This window comes from Streptomyces sp. NPDC000345 (assembly GCF_042898825.1).
Taxonomy (GTDB): Bacteria; Actinomycetota; Actinomycetes; order Streptomycetales; family Streptomycetaceae; genus Streptomyces.
In genome coordinates, this window is sequence record NZ_JBIAZE010000003.1 from 506,298 (window position 1) to 524,247 (window position 17,950).

General features: G+C 72.4%; 12 protein-coding genes and 1 tRNA gene. 6 read left to right on the top strand and 7 right to left on the bottom strand.

Going from position 1 to position 17,950, the window contains the following annotated elements; genetic code table 11:
- Positions 1-116: 116 nt before the first annotated feature.
- A tRNA-Gln gene (locus ACFY30_RS09815) sits at positions 117-187 on the bottom strand.
- An 11-nt stretch (positions 188-198) separates the two neighbouring features.
- Entirely contained in the window at positions 199-1,071 is an 873-nt protein-coding gene (locus ACFY30_RS09820) for a hypothetical protein (RefSeq protein WP_390844620.1), read from the bottom strand.
- Between the two features lie 133 nt (positions 1,072-1,204).
- Here ACFY30_RS09820 and ACFY30_RS09825 point away from each other — a divergent pair, with 133 nt between their 5' ends.
- Positions 1,205-2,503 carry a sensor histidine kinase gene (locus ACFY30_RS09825; RefSeq protein WP_390844621.1) on the top strand — a complete coding sequence of 433 codons (1,299 nt, stop codon included), beginning with the start codon at positions 1,205-1,207 and terminating at the stop codon, positions 2,501-2,503.
- 19 nt (positions 2,504-2,522) lie between these two features.
- On the opposite strand, the gene ACFY30_RS09830 is transcribed toward ACFY30_RS09825, so the two are convergent.
- Positions 2,523-3,020: an SUKH-3 domain-containing protein gene (locus ACFY30_RS09830; protein ID WP_390844622.1), complete on the bottom strand. Its 498-nt coding sequence runs from the start codon at positions 3,018-3,020 to the stop codon at positions 2,523-2,525.
- A gap of 50 nt (positions 3,021-3,070) precedes the next feature.
- Entirely contained in the window at positions 3,071-3,604 is a 534-nt protein-coding gene (locus ACFY30_RS09835) for a YwqJ-related putative deaminase (protein WP_390844623.1), read from the bottom strand.
- A gap of 316 nt (positions 3,605-3,920) precedes the next feature.
- Here ACFY30_RS09835 and ACFY30_RS09840 point away from each other — a divergent pair, with 316 nt between their 5' ends.
- From ACFY30_RS09840 to ACFY30_RS09850, 3 genes are all read left to right on the top strand, one after another.
- Entirely contained in the window at positions 3,921-4,946 is a 1,026-nt protein-coding gene (locus ACFY30_RS09840) for an SMI1/KNR4 family protein (protein WP_390844624.1), read from the top strand.
- Between the two features lie 7 nt (positions 4,947-4,953).
- Entirely contained in the window at positions 4,954-8,016 is a 3,063-nt protein-coding gene (locus ACFY30_RS09845; protein ID WP_390844625.1) for an SUKH-4 family immunity protein, read from the top strand.
- A gap of 188 nt (positions 8,017-8,204) precedes the next feature.
- The gene (locus tag ACFY30_RS09850; RefSeq protein ID WP_390844626.1) at positions 8,205-9,089 is read left to right on the top strand and encodes a cellulose-binding protein; all 885 of its coding nucleotides are present in this window, start codon (positions 8,205-8,207) and stop codon (positions 9,087-9,089) included.
- A 39-nt stretch (positions 9,090-9,128) separates the two neighbouring features.
- On the opposite strand, the gene ACFY30_RS09855 is transcribed toward ACFY30_RS09850, so the two are convergent.
- From ACFY30_RS09855 to ACFY30_RS09865, 3 genes are all read right to left on the bottom strand, one after another.
- Complete coding sequence (locus ACFY30_RS09855) at positions 9,129-10,763, bottom strand: cation acetate symporter (protein WP_390844627.1); 1,635 nt, start codon at positions 10,761-10,763, stop codon at positions 9,129-9,131.
- Entirely contained in the window at positions 10,760-11,227 is a 468-nt protein-coding gene (locus tag ACFY30_RS09860; protein WP_390844628.1) for a DUF485 domain-containing protein, read from the bottom strand. Before ACFY30_RS09860 ends, ACFY30_RS09855 begins: the two co-directional genes overlap by 4 nt.
- A 172-nt stretch (positions 11,228-11,399) precedes the next feature.
- Entirely contained in the window at positions 11,400-12,935 is a 1,536-nt protein-coding gene (locus tag ACFY30_RS09865; protein WP_390844629.1) for an MFS transporter, read from the bottom strand.
- 483 nt (positions 12,936-13,418) lie between these two features.
- Here ACFY30_RS09865 and ACFY30_RS09870 point away from each other — a divergent pair, with 483 nt between their 5' ends.
- Together ACFY30_RS09870 and ACFY30_RS09875 are read left to right on the top strand one after the other, a co-directional pair.
- The gene (locus tag ACFY30_RS09870) at positions 13,419-14,207 is read left to right on the top strand and encodes an ABC transporter ATP-binding protein (RefSeq protein WP_390844630.1); all 789 of its coding nucleotides are present in this window, start codon (positions 13,419-13,421) and stop codon (positions 14,205-14,207) included.
- Positions 14,204-16,783: an ABC transporter permease gene (locus ACFY30_RS09875; RefSeq protein ID WP_390844631.1), complete on the top strand. Its 2,580-nt coding sequence runs from the start codon at positions 14,204-14,206 to the stop codon at positions 16,781-16,783. Before ACFY30_RS09870 ends, ACFY30_RS09875 begins: the two co-directional genes overlap by 4 nt.
- Positions 16,784-17,950 lie beyond the last annotated feature (1,167 nt).

Below are 17,950 nucleotides of genomic sequence, written 5' to 3' on the forward strand. Positions count from 1 at the left end.
TTCGGCTGTGGAAAAGGTGGGGACATCCGAAGGATACCGGGGCGTTTCCTGGGCGACATGAGAGTGGGCCCTGACAGTGCTGTCAGGGCCCGAACCGAGGTCTTGTGTGTCGTGGGCTCCCGGAGAAGGATTCGAACCCTCATTCAACGGACCAAAACCGTTTGTCCTGCCCTTAGACGATCCGGGATGATGTGCGCGCTATGTCCGATTTTGTTGATCGGCTTCGCGCGCGGACTCCACTATGCCGTACCAGGAGCCCTCGATGCGACGGTACAAGTCGGCACCCTTGAGGACTTTGACCACGAGGCAGCCTCGATAGCTGTCGCCGACGTTCTTCCGGACCGTCTTGGGGTTGTGTCTCTTCAGGGTCGTCCTGGTGAACGCGGTGCGGTCGGCCTCGATGAGGTTGGCCCAATACTCCTCGGCGCCCGTCACGTCCGCGTTCTCGTGGATCATCACGGTGAAGCGCAGCCGCTCGCGCTCGACGCCGATGAGGGTGAGCCAGGCCAGGAAGACCTGGATCATGCCGGGGTCGCTGTTGACGAAGGCGACCCTTTCTCGGCGCGCGTACGGCTTGTCCTTTCCGCCTTCTGCCCAATAGAGGCTCACGCCCACGAGAAACAGTTCTCGGGGGGACAGGTCTCCGATCGACTGTTGTGCGGCTCTCTTGGTTCGTTGCCGTTCCTCGTCGCGCAGCCGCAGTGTGGCCTCCCACCCCCGCCTGGCGATCGCTGAAGCCTCCGCGGGAGTCCGCCTCCGCTCCGGCCTCGGCAGATCCCGTACCCACAGTGAGATCGAGCTCCTCGAGCAGCCCAGCTCCACCTGGATCCGGTCGTACGTCCAGCCCTGCAGCCGTAGCTCCCGGGCCCTGGCCCTGAGGTCGTCCTTGGCGTTCGGGCGCTTGGTCCACTCCGGCGGTGGCTCTCCCTTCACCAGCCTGTTGAGGATGTCGTTGTTGTGGATCTTCAGTTCGTCCCGGATCTGCCGAAGGCTGCAGCCCGCCCGCCGTAGGGCGACCGCCCGCTCCCGCAGCACCTCGAAGTCCGCGTACTTGCCGAGTGAATGTGCCATGCGCATACCGTCCAGGCGGAATGCGGGCTTCCGAGGTTGAACGGCCGGGGTTCACCTGTTCGAGGGAAAGTGCCGGGATCGGGTCGTCGAAAGTCGCCGGAAACGCTGGGGGCGGCGCCCGTAGGCTGGAGGCATGACCACGACGGGGGAAGAGACCACGGCGGACCTGAGGGGGCCGTTGTGGTGGGCCAGGTGGCGCAGTGCCGCGTTCGATATGAGCCTTGCCGCCGTGTCCGCGGTGGAGTGCGCGATGGAGGGGGCTCCCTTCGCGCGGGACGCGGGGATTCCGGTGGAGGCTGGGGTCGTCTTCGGCCTGTTCGCGGGGTCGGTGCTGCTCGTGCGGCGGCAGTGGCCGATCGCCGTCGTGCTGGTGGCCATCGCGATCACGCCGGCCCAGATGGGCTTCCTGATGGGGATCGTCGGGCTGTACACGCTCGCCGCGTCCGAGATGCCGCGGCGGATCATCGCCTCGCTCGCCGGGATGCAGTTGGTGGGGACGTTGATCGTGACGTTCGTGCGGGTGCGGCAGAGCATGGATCAGGGCCGTCTGACGGTGGGGGACTGGTTCATTCCGTTCGCCGCGATCGTGATGTCGCTGGGGCTGACCGCGCCGCCCGTGCTGCTCGGTCTCTATGTGGGTGCCCGGCGGCGGCTCATGGAGAGTCTGCGGGAGCGGGCGGACAGTCTCGAGCGGGAGTTGCAGTTGCTCGCCGAGCGGGCGGAGGAGCGGGCCGAGTGGGCGCGGGGTGAGGAGCGGACGCGGATCGCGCGGGAGATGCATGACGTGGTCGCGCATCGGGTGAGTCTGATGGTGGTGCATGCGGCCGCGTTGCAGGCGGTGGCCCGGAAGGATCCGGAGAAGGCCGTCCGGAATGCCGCGTTGGTGGGGGACATGGGGCGGCAGGCGTTGACGGAGTTGCGGGAGATGCTCGGGGTGCTCAGGAGCGGGGGCGGGCAGGAGCGGGCGTCGGTGCCGTTGGCGGTGGTGGGGGTGGCTGCGGCGGCTGCGGCCTCGCGGGTGGTGGAGGAGTCGGGGGAGGGGCCGTGTCTGGAGGAGCTGGAGGAGTTGATCGGGCAGTCGGCGGCTGCGGGGATGGTGGTGGATCTGTCGGTGGAGGGGGAGGTGCGGTCGTATGCGGCGGAGGTGGAGCAGACGGCGTTCCGGGTGGTGCAGGAGGCGCTGACGAACGTGCACAAGCATGCGGCGGGCGCGAAGACGCATGTGCGGTTGGCGCATCGGGTGGCGGAGATCGCGATGCAGGTGGAGAACGAGCCGCCGTCGGAGGCGGGGTCGTCGTCGGCGGGGTTGCCGTCGGGGGGTAACGGGCTGGTGGGGATGAAGGAGCGGGTGGTGGCGTTGGGCGGGGTGTTCGTGTCGGGGCCCACGGAGGCGGGGGGTTTCCGGGTGTCGGCGGTGATTCCGGCGTCGTAGGGGTGTTTCCGGGGGTGGGTCAGCCTGCTGTGAGGCGTACGGGTTCGATGCCGGAGACGAGGGCGCCGAGGGCTTGGTCCATGTCGGGGCCGAGGTACCAGTCGCCGGTGTGGTCGAGGGCGTAGACGCGGCCGTGGGCGTCTATGGCGAGGAGGGAGTGGGTGTCGGTCTCGGTGCCGAGGGGGCTGACGTCGGTGTCGAGGGCGCGGCCGAGGTCGGCGAGGGTGCGGGCCATGTGGAGGCCGTGGAGGGGGTCGAGGTGGAGGGGGGTGGGGGCGATCTGGCGGCCGGGTCCGGTGGGGGTGATGGTGAGGCCGCCGAATTCGGCCCAGGCTTCGACGGCGGCGGGGAAGACGGCGTGGCGGTGGCCGGCGGGTGAGGTGTGGTCGCGGAGGGTGTCGGCCCAGATTTCGGCTTGTTTGATGTCCCAGCGTCCGGGGTGCCAGCCGGCGGCGCGCAGGGCGGCGTCGACGGGGACGGGGAAGCGGGTGGTGGAGGTGCGCTGTTCGGGGTGCATCTGCCTTCGTTCGTCGACGGTGCGGGTGTGCTGGTGGGGCGGCCGTGGGGTCAGCCGGTCGCTTCCGGGTCGACGATGCGGACGCCGAAGTGGGCGCTGAGGGCGGTGCAGGCGCGGCAGGGTGTGGCGAAGCCGCCGTGCAGGGGGTCGCCGTCCTCGCGGATGCGGCGGGTGGTGAGTTTGGCTTGTTTGAGGGCTTTGCGGGCTTCGCCGTTGGTCATGGGTTTGCGGGCGGCGCGTCTGCTGCGGGCGGCGTCGGCGGCGGTGAGGTGGCGTGAGATGAGGAGTGCTTCGGCGCAGCGGCCGGTGAAGCGGTCGCGCTGGGCGCTGGTGAGGGTGTCGAGGAAGTCCTGGACGAGGGGGTGCAGGGGTGGGGGCTGGTCGCCGCGGGCGGCGGTGCTGGTGAGGGTGGCGCCGCGGACGGAGAGTGCGGCGGCGATGGTGGGGAGTATGCCGTCGCGGCGGTGACGGAGAGTGGGGGCGTGGGGGGTCTCGGTGGCGGACCAGCCGATGCGGGGGTCGCCGGTGGGGGCCGTTTGCGGCCCGTTGTGCTGCCCCGTTTGCGTTGCGTTCATGATCGTCATCCCCTCCCGAGCATGCCCTCGGACGTCACAGGGTGCCAAATGGCGTGGCGGGTGCGGAAGCTGGGGCGGTGCGACACGCCCGGGTTTGGGCGGTCCGTAAGGGTGGGGTGACGGCTGGTCACGGATGTGGGGGCCTGGAAGCGGAGGCCCGGTGACCCGTGTCGTCGTACCGCATAGGCTGTCGGCACCGTGATGCGCGCGGTGGGCGCGTGTTGGAGAACCGTTGGAGACAGTCGATACGGGGCGTGGTGGGTCGGGTCCGGAAGCGGAACCGGCCGCTGCGGGCCGTACCAGAGTGCCGCAGGGGGCAACCGCCATGACGACGAGTCGGCTCGGGCTGGGGGCACCTCCCGGCCGCCAGGCTGGGGGACAGGCCGCGCCGCCGAACGCGGCCTATGCCGGGCAGGTCGTGCACTTCCCGGATCCGGTGCGTGCCGCGCGGCACCCGAGGGGGGTGCGGGTGGATGAGCGGGGGTACCCGGACTTCTCGCCGTATGCGCGGGCCGCGGCGGAGATCGCGGAGCCGCCGGAGGGTTTCGGGGTCGACGAGTTGCGGTTGACGGACTATGTGTCGGCGAACGCGGCGCTTGCGGCGTCGGGGCACGAGTTGTGGGACACGGTTCCGAATGTGGCGACGCCGCACGGCTGGACGTGGCATCACGTGGTGGGTTCGCGGCGGCTGGAGCTGGTGCCGGTCGAGGTGAAGGCGTTGTTGCGGCATCACGGTGGTCTGGCGACGTCGGTGGTGGATCAGTCGAAGCGGGGGACGCGGCCGTTGCAGGAGACGCGTCCGGCGCATTTCGGGCTGCCGAAGTCGGGTGTGGCGGTGTCGGAGCAGCAGGTGCAGGGGGTCGAGGAGGATCTGGGGTACCGGTTGCCGGGGGCGTACCGGTCGTTCCTGAAGGCCGCGGGCGGGTGTGCTCCGGTGGGTGCGGCGTTGGACGCGGAGTTGGGGTTGCTGGTGGACCAGCCGTTCTTCACGGTGCGGGACGAGGCGGCGGTCAATGATCTGGTGTATGTCAACAAGTGTCTGCGCGACCATCTGACGAAGGACTATCTGGGCGTCGGGTTCGTGCAGGGCGGGCTGCTGGCTGTGAAGGTGAAGGGCGAGCGGGTCGGTTCGGTGTGGTTCTGCGCTTACGACGACGTCCGGGACGTCGATCCTTCGTGGCCGCCGGCGGAGCGTACGCGGCGGCTGCTGCTGCCGTGCGGGGAGGACTTCGACGTGTTCCTGTCCCGGCTGGCCGGTGATCCGCCGGAGTTGGAGACGGTGGCGAATCTGATGGTGGACGGCGGGTTCGCGCGTGCGGTGCCCGTGGCGTCCGCGGGTGCGGGGGAGTGAGCTGGCGATGGTGACGTTCGCGCAGGCGCAGGAGCGCGCCGAAGAGTGGATCAACGGGGATGTTCCGGCGTACCAGCATCGGGAGGTGCGGGTGCGGGAGTTCGAGCTCGGGTTCGTGGTGTGGGCGGAGGACCGTGCGGAGGGGCCGCGGTCGGACGGGGGTGCGCAGCGGCTGGTGATCGCCCGGGACAGCGGGGAGGCCACGTTGTGGCCGGCGTTGCCGGTGGGTGAGGTGATCCGTCGTTATGAGGAGGAGTACGGGCGTCCGGACGAGCCGCGGGACGCGGTGCCGGCGCCGGCGGCTCGGGTGGATCTGAATCAGACGTCGTTCTTGTTGTCGCCGCCGGAGTGGTTGCAGGAGGCGGCGGACAAGTTGGGTATCGGGGAGCGGCGGGGTGCCGGGGCCGGGGCCGACGCGGGTGCGGGGGCCGCGGCGGGTGCCGCCGCTTCGGGCGCTCACGGTGCCCGTGCCGGTGCTGATGTGCCGGCGGGGGCGGGCGGGGACGTGACGCCTGATCCCTCGCTTCCGCGGACGCAGGCCGGGGTGCCGGGGAGCGGGCTGCCGCAGACGCAGGCGGGGGTGCCGACGGGGCCTGGTGCCGGTGGGGCGGCGAGGCCTGCCGGGGCGACGCCGTGGACGGGTACGGACACCAACGGTGCTGCCGGGGCGACGCCCTGGGCGGGGACGGACACCAACGGCGATGCCGGGGACGACCGTTCCGTACCGCTGCCCGCGACGGTCTTCGCGCCGCCGCTGAGCGGTTCCGACGATCCGGTGCCGCCGCCCGCCGGGCTGCCGGACGCCAAGACAGCGCTGATGAAGGGCGGCAGCCGGCTTCCGCCGACGGCGGTCGCTCCGGCGCTGGACGAGTCGGGTGCGGCAGGCGGGGCGAGCGCGGAGGGTCCCGGGGGCGCCGCGGGTGCCGGTGGCGCGCCGGGGAACACGCCGCATCCGCCGCCGCAGGGGCCGGCGGGGTCTTCGTACGGCTATCCGCAGGGTCCGGGTGGGTCCGGTGCGGCGGGTGGTCCTGCCGCTGGGCAGGGGGCTGCGCCTCCGCCTCCGCCGCAGGGGCCGGCGGGGTCTTCGTACGGCTATCCGCAGGGTCCGGGTGGGTCCGGTGCGGCGGGTGGTCCTGCCGCTGGGCAGGGGGCTGCGCCTCCGCCTCCGCCGCAGGGGCCGGCGGGGTCTTCGTACGGCTATCCGCAGGGCCCCGGTGCGCCGGGTGCCGGGCAGGGGGCCACCCCTCCGCCTGCGCAGGGTGCGCCGTCGTACGACTCTTCGCAGGGGTCCGGTGCGCCGGGGCGGCCGCTCGCGCCGAACGCCGGTGACATCGCCGACGCCGCGACCAGCAAGGCGGCTCCGCCCCCGCGTCGTGCGCGCGGTGGGGCGACGCCGCCGCCCCCGCCGGGTGCGCCCGGAGCGCCGGGTGCCCGGCCGGGCGCCGCGCCTTCGCCGCCCGGTCCGGGGGCGCCCGGTGCCGCGGCGGGTGGTTATGTGCCTACGCAGTTGGTGTCGGCCCTCGGGCCGGACGGCCCGGGGGGTCCAGGTGGACCGGGTGCCCCGAACACGCCGGGTGCGCCGGGTGCGCCGGGTGCTCCCGGTGGGCCGCACACGCCGGCTGGGCCGAATACGCCGGGCGGGACTCCGCCCGGTGCGGTTCACCACGCCGCGACGATGCTCGCCGATCCCGGGCGTACGGGCCCGGGTGGGCCCGGCGGAGCCGGGGGCGCGCCGCAGCCTCCCGGTGTTCCCGGCGCCCCGCAGCCTCCGGGTGCCCCCGGTGCACCGCAGGTCCCGGGTGTGCCCGGCGGGCCCGGTGCCGCGGGAGGCGCCCCGGGCGCCGCTCACCATGCGCAGACCGTGCTGGCCGGGCCCCCGGTGGGTGCCCCCGGCGCGCCTCCGCCGCCGTCCGCCCCGGGAGTGCCCAACGCGCCCGGCGCGCCTGGCGTACCCGGTATGGCTCCGGGTGCTCCGGGTGTTCCCGGTATGGCTCCCGGCGCCCCGCACGGCATGCCGCCGGGTGCGATGCCGCCGCCGGGTGTGCCCGGGGCCGGGCAGCCGCCGGCGTACGGGTATCCGCAGCAGCCCCCGGGTCAGCCGACCGTCGGGCCCGGCTATCAGGCCGTGTTGCGCTACCGGGCGCAGGACGGGTCGGAGCAGCAGGTGATCCGGCGTTCGGCGCCGGGCACGCCGCATCCGGAGTGGCAGATCTTCCATGAGCTGCGGGCGATGAACGTGCCGCTGGACCAGGTGCTGGAGCTGCACACCGAGCTGGAGTCGTGCGAGCTGCCGGGCGCGTACTGCGCGCGGATGATCCGGGAGCAGTGGCCGCAGGCGCGGATCACGAGCATCGCGCCGTACGGCACGGATCATGCGAGCCGGCAGCAGGGGATGCAGCAGTTGCTGGTGCATCAGGGCGAGTTGCACCAGGTGGCCGACGGTCCCGCGCGGCCGGCGCCGGTGCGGGCGCCGTTGCCGCCGGTGCAGCCGGTTCCGCCGGTTCCGCCGGAGGGGATCGCGCAGGAGCTGGGTGCGGCGTTCGGGCCTGGGGTCTTCCGGTTCGAGCAGGCCGCGGTGTCGCGGCAGGGTGTGCCGCCGGTCGTGGCGCAGACGCTGGTGGTGGCCGGTCTGCCGATGGACATGGGGCCGTTCTTCTGGGCGCAGGCCCAGCCGGGGCGGCCGGTGCCGACGCTGGCGGAGCTGGCGGCGGAGCGGGGTGTGCAGCCGGCGCCGGACGCGGGCTCGTATCTCGTCATGGGCAGTGACTTCGGCAAGGCGATCTGTGTGCAGTACGGGACGGCGAACATCGTCGCGGTGCCGGTGGAGGCGGGGCCGGGCGGTGGGTCCGTGCCGCCGCAGTTCGTGAACACGGGTCTGCCGGAGTTCGCGCGGTGTCTCGCGCTGCTGGGGCGGATGTGGCGGCTGCGGTTCGGTCTGAACCAGGAGCAGGCGGGTCGCTGGACCGTCGACTTCCAGGCCCAGTTGGTTTCGCTGGATCCGGCGGCGCTGGGTTCGCCGGAGAGCTGGTGGTCGGTGCTGCTGGAGCAGATGTGGGACGGGCTGCTGTGAGGCGGGTGCGTCGCTGACGTGCGGTGTGTCCGGGGCCGGGCCGGTCGTATGACCGGCCCGGCCCTTTTGTGTGCCCCGTCGACCGCCACCTGTGCCCGGAGTGTCGCGTTATGAACACTTAAGTCCGATACATCAAGATAGGCGGGAAATCATCATTTCGCGTCCGTCTGGTGGAGAGGGGCTACAGCATGAGCAGCGCACGGGTGTCATCGCCGGGGTTCGTGACCGTTCTCGGGCGCGGCTACCGGCCCAAAGAAGTCGACACGTTCATCGCCGCGCTCTCCTCCGAACGCGACGCCGCCTGGGACCGGGTCACCCGGCTCACGGTGCTGGCCAAGGACATGGTGGTGGAGGCCAGACGGCTGCGGGAGGCCGTCACGGGCATCCAGCCGCAGTCGTACGACAGTCTCGGGGAGCGCGCACGGCAGGTGTTCGAGCTCGCCCAGGAGGAAGCGGCGGAGGTGCGTGACCGGGCCCGGCGGGACGCGGAGGAGGAGGTCGCGCAGGCCGAGGCGTACGCCGCCCAGCTGCGCGAGAAGGCGGAGAAGCAGGCGGAGGCGACGCGCACGGAGGCCACGGAGCACGCCGAGAAGCGGCTGCTCGCCGCGCGTGCCGAGGCGCAGGGGATCAGGGTCACCGCCCGGCGCAAGGTGAAGGAGTTCCGTGGCGAGGCGCTCGACGAACTGCGTGAGGTGCGCCAGCGCACCGCCGGCCTGATCGTCGATCCGAAGAAGGTGCACGCCGAACTGATGGCCGCGGCGGACCGCGAGGCGGCCGAACGTGTCGCCGAGTTCGAGGCGGAGCACGCGCGGGCGGTGGCGCGCGCCGAGGAGGCTCTGGCCCAGGCGCAGCAAGACCTCGTGGAGGCCGAGGAGATGACCCGGCGCAGAGAGGAGGAGGCCCGCGCGCGCGGCGCCCAGATCCTCGCCGAGGCCCAGCTGCGGGCGGACCGCGTCGCCCAGGAGACGGAACGGGTGCTGCGCAAGCACAGCGAGGACTCGGACGAGGTGCGGGCGCACATGGACCAGGTGCAGGAGAGCCTCCAGGCGCTCACGGGGCGCCCGGCGGAGTGACCGCCGGTTTCCCCGTGCCCGCCGCGGCGTGAAGTGTCGTCAGTTCTCCTTCCGTACCGCTCCCGCCAGGATCCATCCCTCCACGGCCTCGTACTGGCGGCGTTGTTCCTCGGAGCCGCTGCGGCCCGAGGCCAGGGTGCCCAGCCAGCCGAAGGCGAAGCCGAGGGGGACGGTGAGGATGCCGGTGGTGGTGAAGGGGAACCAGTTGAAGTCGGCCTCGGGGAACGCGGCGACGGGCGAGCCGGAGACCAGGTTCGTGCCCGGCATGAGGAGCAGGACGGACAGGGTGCCGCCGATGAGGGTGCACAGCAGGCCGGTGCGGGTGTAGCGGCGCCAGAAGAGGCTGTAGACGAGGGCCGGGGCCAGCGCGGAGGCGCCCAGGCAGAAGGAGAAGGTGACCAGGGGCTGCAGGCTGCGGTGCTGGATCTGGGTGGCCAGCAGGATCGTCGGCGCGCCGACGGCCAGTGCGGACAGGCGGGCCACCAGCATCTCGCGGCGCGGTGAGGTCTCACGCGCGCGTGCGGCGAAGACGTCGTGGGCGAGGGAGTTGGCGCACGCGAGGATCATTCCGGCGACGGAGGCGAGGACGGTCAGGAAGATGGCCGTGGTGACCGTCGTGAACAGCAGGGTCTCCGCCAGGGAGACGTCCGCGCCGAGGGCGGCCCGTGAGCCCAGCAGGTAGGCGGTGTTGCCCTGGGGGTCCGCCCCGGCGATCACCGCGCGGCCGATCAGGGCCGTGGCGCCGAATCCGACGACCGTGATGACCAGCACGAACACGGCGACGCCCGAGACCGCCCAGGAGAGCGAGCGGCGTACCTGGCGGGCGTTGGAGGCGGTGTACATGCGCATGGTGATGTGGGGCAGGCAGGCGCCGCCCAGCACCACCGACAGCTGGGACGTGATCATGTCGAGGCGCGGGTACGGGCCGCCGGCGAACTCCAGGCCGGAGCGCAGGAAGGCGTCGCCGACACCGCTGCCCTGGGCGGCCGCGTCGAACAGGGCGCCCGGGTTCCAGTCGAAGCGGCCGAGGACGACGAGGGCGACGACGGCGCCGGAGCCGAGCAGCGTGACGATCTTGAGGATCTGGATGAGGGCGGTGCCCTTCATGCCGCCGATCGCCGCGTAGCTGATCATCAGCGCGCCCATGATCACGACACAGCCGGTCTTCACGGCGTCGCCGGAGAACCCCAGGATGAACGCCAGGAGCTGACCGGTGCCCGCGAGCTGCACGAGCATCATCGGCAGCAGGGCCGCGAGGGTGACGGCGCAGGCGGTGATCCGTACGGCGCGGCCGGGCGTCCGGCGGGCCAGTGCGTCGCCCATGGTGAACCGGCCGGCGTTGCGCAGGGGTTCGGCCAGCAGGAACATCAGCAGCATGAGCGACAGGGCCGTGCTGAGGGCGAGGACGACACCGTCGTAGCCGCACAGGGCGATGACTCCGCCGGTGCCCAGGACGGTGGCGGCCGAGATGTAGTCGCCGGCGATGGCGAGGCCGTTGCGCAGCGGGGAGAGGGAGCGGTAGCCGGTGTAGAACTCGTCGAGGTCGTCGCGGTCGGGGCCGGTCATCACGCACAGCAGCAGGGTGACGGTGGCGACGGCGGTGAAGGCGACGAGGGACATGGTCTGTGCGTCGCCGTTGAACTCGGTGAGGGAGGCGGCCTGGTGGGTGGTCATCGTGTGCCACCCCGCTTCGCGTCGATCTCCGACAGTCTGCGGATGCGGTCGGCGAGCGGGTCGACCCGGCGCCGGGCCGTCCGTTCGTAGACGGCGATCGCCACGCCGGTGACGGGGAGCTGGATCAGCGCGAGGAGCAGTCCGGCGGGCAGTCCGGTGGTGACGGTGGCCGTCATCAGGGACGGGGCGAACGCGGACAGGATCAGGAACACCACGAAGTAGCCGAGCGCGGTGAGGGTGGCCACGCGCCGCTGGCGGCGGTAGGCGCCGCGCAGGGTCCGCAGGTCGCTGTGGTGCCCCAGCGGGGTGTGGTGGTCGGGGCGCGGGCGGGCCGGGGCGGGCGCCGCGGCCTGCGGCTGCCAGGGGTAGGTCGGGCCGGACGGCGGCGGGTACGGGGACCCGGGTGGGCGGGTGTGCGGGGGTCGGGGCGGGTGGGGGTGCGGGCGGGACGGGTCGTGTGACATCCCGTGCTCCTTGCGTGGCTCGGGTCCGTGGCGGGGGACCGCAGGGAGTGGGGGGGGTGCGAGCCACGCACGTTACTTGGGAGTACTGCGTGTGCGAAGCCTTTTCACCGAACTGGTCGGTCGGTATGCGCTTGCTGTACGATTCGCCCGCTGACCTGCGGTGTTACCCGCGTTAACCCCGCCCCTCATGTGACACGTCCTCGTCGTCCCCCCGTACCGGGAAGCGTCGTGGCGCCACGCACAGCAGCACCACGAAGGCGAGCGCGGCGGCGCAGGACGCGCCCAGGTACACGGCGTGCACGGCGCTCGCCACGGCGCGCCGCACGGTCTCGGGCGCCGTACCGGCGTCGAGTGCGCGGGTGACCGAGTCCAGATCGCCCGCGCCGCCCGGACGGGCGGCCAGCACCCCGTTGGCGACCGCGCCGAACACCGACGCGCCGACCGTCTGCCCGGTCTGCCGGCAGAACAGCACGGACGCCGTCGTCGTGCCGCGCTCCGACCAGCCGACCGTCGACTGCACCCCCACGATCAGCGGCAGCTGGAAGAGCCCCAGCGCGGCACCGAGCAGCAGCATCAGCAGCGTCGGCTGCCAGGCCTCGCCCGGATACGGCAGGAACGGGAACGCCAGCAGCACCAGCGCGGCCACGCCGATGCCCAGCAGCGCGGTGTCCCGGAAGCCGATGCGCCGGTAGACGTGCTGACTGAGGGCGGCGGACAGCGGCCAGCTCAGGGTCCACACGGAGAGCACGAAACCGGCGGCCACCGGCCCGAGACCCAGCACCGACTGGGCGTACGTCGGCAGGAACACCGAGGGCGCCACCATCAGCAGACCCAGCGCCCCCAGCGCCAGGTTGACGGCCGCGATCGTACGCCGGCGCCACACCCAGCCGGGGATGACCGGCTGGGCCGCCCGGCGCTCGACGGCGACGACGAGCCCGGCCAGCGCCAGGCCCGTACCGAACAGGCCGAGCGACGGCCCCGACAGCCACGGCCAGGCCACCCCGCCCTGCACCAGCGCCGTCAGCAGCACCCCACCGCAGGCGAACACGGCCGCCGCGCCCGCCCAGTCGACCCGCGCGCGGGCGGCCTCCGGCCCTGCCGCCCGCCGCGGCTCGTGCAGATGACGGACGATCAGCCACAACGCCACCGCCCCGACGGGCAGGTTGACCAGGAAGATCCAGCGCCAGTCCGCGTACGCCGCGAGCACCCCGCCCAGCGCCGGGCCCGCGACCGCCGAGACCGCCCACACCGTGGACAGCTTCGACTGGATCCTCGGCCGCTCCTTCAGCGGGTACAGATCCGCGGCCAGCGTCTGCACCGTGCCCTGCAGCGCCCCGCCGCCCAGGCCCTGCACGATGCGAAAGGCGATGAGGGCCCCCATGTTCCAGGCCAGCGCGCACAGCAGCGAGCCGAGCAGGAACAGCGAGGCGCCCGCCACCAGCACCGGCTTGCGGCCGAAGGTGTCGGAGAGCTTGCCGTAGACGGGCAGTGTGACCGTCACGGCGAGCAGATAGCCGGAGAACAGCCACGAGAAGACCGCGAACCCGCCCAGGTCGCCGACGATCTGCGGCACGGCCGTGGAGACGACGGTGGAGTCGAGGGCGGCCAGCGCCATGGAGAGCATCAGCGCGGCCACGACCGCGCCTCTCCTGTGCGCGCCCGTGCGCTGCCCCGCGGCCTTGAGTGTCGCGGGTCTCGTGTCCCCCACCGGATGCCCTCCCCGACTCTTCCGTGTCCCTTGCAACCATCCGCCGCACGACAGCTTCCCATCCGGCCGCGGCCCAGGGGAGAGGCGGCCTGCGGGCGACGGGACACCGCCCCGGCCCGGCGGCGGACTTGACCTTCACGCGGCGTGAGGGTGGAGCCTGACCGGGCCGGAGGGTGGAGCCGACCCCGAGAGGAGCTCCACCCGGCGGTGGAGTGCCCCTAGGGGTACCTCCGTACTACGTCTCGGGGAGGGTTCGTTCCGGCGGAGGACGAGAGAGGCCGGGGGGCTTTCTTAACCTGGCTTTACGCCGCTGGGGGTGGCCAGCCCCAGCGGCGGAGGGTGGGGTTAACCCCCCGGAAAGACGGGTCCCGGCACCAGCGCGCCGGACCCCCTCCCGCCGCCAGACTCTTCGACGTAGCGCTCCTCCCCACTCACCCACCGCGGTGGAGCGCGACCCATGACTTCCGACATAGGAGACTTACCGTGACTTCGGCTGTGACCATTCCCAGGCACGGGGGCACTGGAGGGCGTACGGCCGTTGCCGCGCGGGCGCGGCAGGTCGTCAAGGCGTACGGGTCCGGCGAGACCCGTGTCGTCGCCCTCGACCACGTCGACGTGGACATCGCCCGCGGCCAGTTCACCGCGATCATGGGCCCCTCGGGGTCCGGCAAGTCCACGCTGATGCACTGCCTCGCCGGTCTCGACACGGTGACGAGCGGCCAGATCTACCTGGACGACACCGAGATCACCGGCCTGAAGGACAAGAAGCTCACGCAGCTGCGCCGGGACCGGATCGGGTTCATCTTCCAGGCGTTCAACCTGCTGCCGACGCTGAACGCGATCGAGAACATCACGCTGCCCATGGACATCGGGGGCCGCAGGCCCGACAAGGCGTGGCTGGACCGGGTCGTGGAGACCGTCGGCCTCGCCGGCCGGCTCAAGCACCGCCCCACGCAGCTCTCCGGCGGCCAGCAGCAGCGCGTCGCCGTGGCCCGCGCCCTGGCGGCCCGGCCCGAGATCATCTTCGGTGACGAGCCGACCGGAAACCTCGACTCGCGCGCGGGCGCCGAGGTGCTGGGCTTCCTGCGCCGCTCGGTGGACGAGCTGGGCCAGACGATCGTGATGGTCACGCACGACCCGGTGGCGGCCTCGTACGCGGACCGGGTGCTGTATCTCGCCGACGGCCGGATCGTCGACGAGATGTTCAAGCCGACCGCCGACACCGTCCTGGACCGCATGAAGGACTTCGACGCGCGGGGGCGTACGTCATGACCGTCTTGAAGACCTCGATGCGCAACTTCTTCGCGCACAAGGGACGGATGGCCCTGTCGGCCGTCGCGGTCCTGCTGTCGGTGGCGTTCGTCTGCGGCACGCTCGTGTTCACCGACACCATGAACACCACCTTCGACAAGCTGTTCGCCGCCACCTCCTCCGACGTCACGGTGAGCGCCAAGGGCGCCTCGGACACCGGTGAGACCACCTCGGGCAACGGCAAGCCGCCGGTCATGCCGGCCTCCGTGCTCGGCAAGGTGCGCGAGGCGCGGGGCGTGCAGGCGGCGGAGGGGTCCGTCTTCTCCAGCGCGGTGACCGTCGTCGACGCCGACAAGGACAACCTGTCGCCGTCCAGCGGCGCGCCGACCATCGTCGGCAGCTGGAACGCCAACGAGGCCCGCACCATGGAGATCACCTCCGGTACGGCGCCGAAGGGCTCCGGCCAGGTCATGGTGGACGCGGACACCGCCGACAAGCACCACCTGAGGCTCGGCGACGAGATCGGCGTGATCAGCGCGGTCGGCACGCACACCGCGCGGATCTCCGGCATCGCCACCTTCACCGTCACCAACCCCGGCGCGGCGATCTTCTACCTGGACACCAGGACGGCTCAGCAGACCCTGGTCGGCGAGCCGGACGTCTACACCAACGTCAACGTCACGGCGGCGTCCGGAGTGAGTGACGCGCAGCTGAAGAAGAACGTGCTGGCGCAGCTCGGCACCGACTACAAGGTGCAGACCGCCAAGGAGACCGCCGACGCCAACCGCGCGGACGTCGGCGAGTTCATGAACGTCATGAAGTACGCGATGCTCGGCTTCGCCGGGATCGCCTTCCTCGTCGGCATCTTCCTGATCATCAACACCTTCTCGATGCTGGTCGCCCAGCGCACCCGTGAGATCGGCCTGATGCGGGCCATCGGCTCGTCCCGCGGGCAGGTCAACCGCTCGGTCCTGGCCGAGGCGCTGCTTCTCGGCGTCGTCGGCTCGGTCCTCGGCGTCGGCGCGGGCGTCGGCCTCGCGATCGGCCTGATGAAGCTCATGGGCATGACCGGCATGAACCTGTCCACCGACGATCTGACGGTGGCCTGGACGACCCCGGTCATCGGCATGGTCCTCGGCGTCGTCGTCACCGTCCTGGCTGCCTACCTCCCGGCCCGCCGCGCCGGCAAGGTCTCCCCGATGGCCGCCCTGCGCGACGCGGGCGCCCCGGCCGACGCCAGGGCCGGTGTCGTACGGGCCGTCCTGGGGCTGCTGCTGACCGCCGGCGGCGGCTACGGCCTGTACGCGGCGACGGCGGCCGACCAGGCGGGCGAGGGCTCGATGTGGCTGGGCCTCGGCGTGGTGCTGAGCCTGATCGGCTTCGTGGTGATCGGCCCACTGCTGGCCAAAGGGGTGGTCCGTGTCCTCGGCGCGGTCCTGCTGAGGGCCTTCGGCCCGGTCGGCCGCATGGCGGAACGCAACGCCCTGCGCAACCCGCGCCGCACCGGCGCCACGGGCGCCGCCCTGATGATCGGCCTGGCGCTGGTCGCCTGTCTGTCGGTCGTCGGCTCGTCCATGGTGGCCTCGGCCACCGACCAGCTCGACAAGTCCGTCGGCACCGACTTCATCATCCAGAACGACCGCGGCCAGCAGATCACCGAGCAGGCCGTGCAGGCCGTGAAGTCCACCCCGGGCCTGGAGCGCGTCACCGAGTACAAGGTCCTGGACGCCGACCTGAAGACCCCCGACGGCAAGACGTCCAGGAAGGAGACGATCAACGCGGCCGACCCGACGTACGCCACCGACCTGCGCACCGAGACGGTGGCCGGCGACCTCGCGGACGCCTACCGCCCCGACTCGATGTCCGTCTTCGAGGGCTTCGCCGAGGACCACGGCATCGAGCTCGGCTCCAAGGTCGACGTCGCCTTCAAGGACGGCACCACGGCGACGCTCACGGTGCGCGCGATCACCAGCGACGACGTCGCCATCGACAAGGGCGCGATGTACGCCTCGATCGCGACCGTCGCCCGGTACGTCCCCGCCGACCGGATGCCGCTGGACCAGCTGGTGTTCGCCACGGCGAAGGACGGCCGGCAGGACGCCGCCTACAAGGCACTCAAGTCCGCCCTGCACGACTATCCCCAGTACACGGTCCGCGACCAGACCGACTACAAGGAGGCACTGAAGGACCAGATCGGCCAGCTCCTCAACCTGATCTACGGCCTCCTGGCACTGGCGATCGTGGTCGCGATCCTGGGCGTGGTGAACACGCTGGCCCTGTCGGTCGTCGAACGCACGAGGGAGATCGGACTGATGCGGGCGATCGGCCTCTCCCGCCGCCAGCTGCGCCGCATGATCCGCATGGAGTCGGTGGTCATCGCCGTCTTCGGCGCCCTCCTAGGCCTGGGCCTCGGCATGGGCTGGGGCGCCACCGCCCAGCAGCTCCTCGCCCTCGAGGGCTTCGGCGTCCTCGAGATCCCCTGGCCGACCATCACCGGCGTGTTCATCGGCTCGGCCTTCGTGGGCCTGTTCGCCGCCCTGATCCCCGCCTTCCGCGCCGGCCGCATGAACGTCCTCAACGCCATAGCGACCGACTGACCACTTCCCCCGCACCCCACCCCACCCCACCCCACCCCGGACCCGACACCGAGAAGCCACGGGGGGCTACTCGGCGCCGGGTCCGCGGGCGTTCGTGGGGGTGGGGTGCGGTGCGTCCCGGGGGCGCCGGCACGGCACCACAACGGCATGACCCCTGGAACCCCGGCGCGCCCCCACCCACCCGCAGGGAACGCCCCCTCCCGACACCGGTCACCGAACCCGGCCCGTCCGGCGCCCGAGGACGAGGCCGTCGAGGCCGAAGCGGGGGTCCGGGGGGCTGGGGGGGGGCCGCAACCCCCGGCGGAGACTGGGGCAGCAGTCCCTGGGAGTCCAGGGGTGGAGCCGCTGGCGGGGGCAGGGGCGGTGGCCGCGGGGGGTGTTGGGGCGGGCGGCGCGGGGGGTTGCCGTGCGGCAGCCCTCGGTGGGGTGGGAGGCGGAGCCCCACAGAGGTCGGCGGCGGAGCCCCGGCGGGTCTGGGGCGGAGGCCCGCAGGGGGCCGGGGGTGGAGCTTCGAGGGGGTTGAGGGGGCGGCGGCCCCCAGTGGGTGCTGGGGCGGAGCCCGCAGGGGTGCAGGGGTGGAGCCCTCGGCGGGGTCGGGGGCGGGAGTCCCGGGGGCGCGGGGGTGGAGGAGCGCGGGGTTGAGAGGCGGGAGTCCCGGTGGGGTGCGGGGGTGGAGGAGCGCGGGGTTGAGAGGCGGGAGTCCCGGTGGGGTGCGGGGGTGGAGCTTCGCGGGGGTGGGCGGCAGCCTCCGGCGGGGTGCTGGGGCGGAGCTTCGCAGGGGTGGGCGGCAACTCCCAGTGGGGTGCGGGGGAGGAGCCCCGCAGGGGGCCAGGGGCGGAGCCCCCGGCGGGGTCGGGGGCGGCAGCCCCGGGGTGCGAGGGTGGAGCGCCGCGGAGGTTGAGGGGCGGTAGCCACCAGCGGGGTGCTGGGGCGAAGCTTTGCCGGGGGCAGGGGCGGAGCCCCTGGGGATGGGAAGGGTAAGGGCGGCGGGGGCGAGGAAACGTTCGATTCGCGCCCCGCGCATCCCGAGGGTTGTCCACAGCCCCCGGCGAACCGCATCGCCCCGTCGTACTCTGGACACCCCCGGCCCGTGACACGCGTCGGGCCCTTCGCGTTGCCCACCCCGGACCAGGTACCCCGGACCCGAAGCCCCCGACCCTCGGACGA

Bases quoted from the DNA above. Each gene is read 5' to 3' on its own strand.
- ACFY30_RS09835 (WP_390844623.1), bottom strand. From the start codon at position 3,604: ATGACGATCATGAACGCAACGCAAACGGGGCAGCACAACGGGCCGCAA.
- ACFY30_RS09845 (WP_390844625.1), top strand. From the start codon at position 4,954: ATGGTGACGTTCGCGCAGGCGCAGGAGCGCGCCGAAGAGTGGATCAAC.
- ACFY30_RS09825 (WP_390844621.1), top strand. From the start codon at position 1,205: ATGACCACGACGGGGGAAGAGACCACGGCGGACCTGAGGGGGCCGTTG.
- ACFY30_RS09860 (WP_390844628.1), bottom strand. From the start codon at position 11,227: ATGTCACACGACCCGTCCCGCCCGCACCCCCACCCGCCCCGACCCCCG.
- ACFY30_RS09820 (WP_390844620.1), bottom strand. From the start codon at position 1,071: ATGGCACATTCACTCGGCAAGTACGCGGACTTCGAGGTGCTGCGGGAG.
- ACFY30_RS09840 (WP_390844624.1), top strand. From the start codon at position 3,921: ATGACGACGAGTCGGCTCGGGCTGGGGGCACCTCCCGGCCGCCAGGCT.
- ACFY30_RS09875 (WP_390844631.1), top strand. From the start codon at position 14,204: ATGACCGTCTTGAAGACCTCGATGCGCAACTTCTTCGCGCACAAGGGA.
- ACFY30_RS09830 (WP_390844622.1), bottom strand. From the start codon at position 3,020: ATGCACCCCGAACAGCGCACCTCCACCACCCGCTTCCCCGTCCCCGTC.
- ACFY30_RS09850 (WP_390844626.1), top strand. From the start codon at position 8,205: ATGAGCAGCGCACGGGTGTCATCGCCGGGGTTCGTGACCGTTCTCGGG.
- ACFY30_RS09855 (WP_390844627.1), bottom strand. From the start codon at position 10,763: ATGACCACCCACCAGGCCGCCTCCCTCACCGAGTTCAACGGCGACGCA.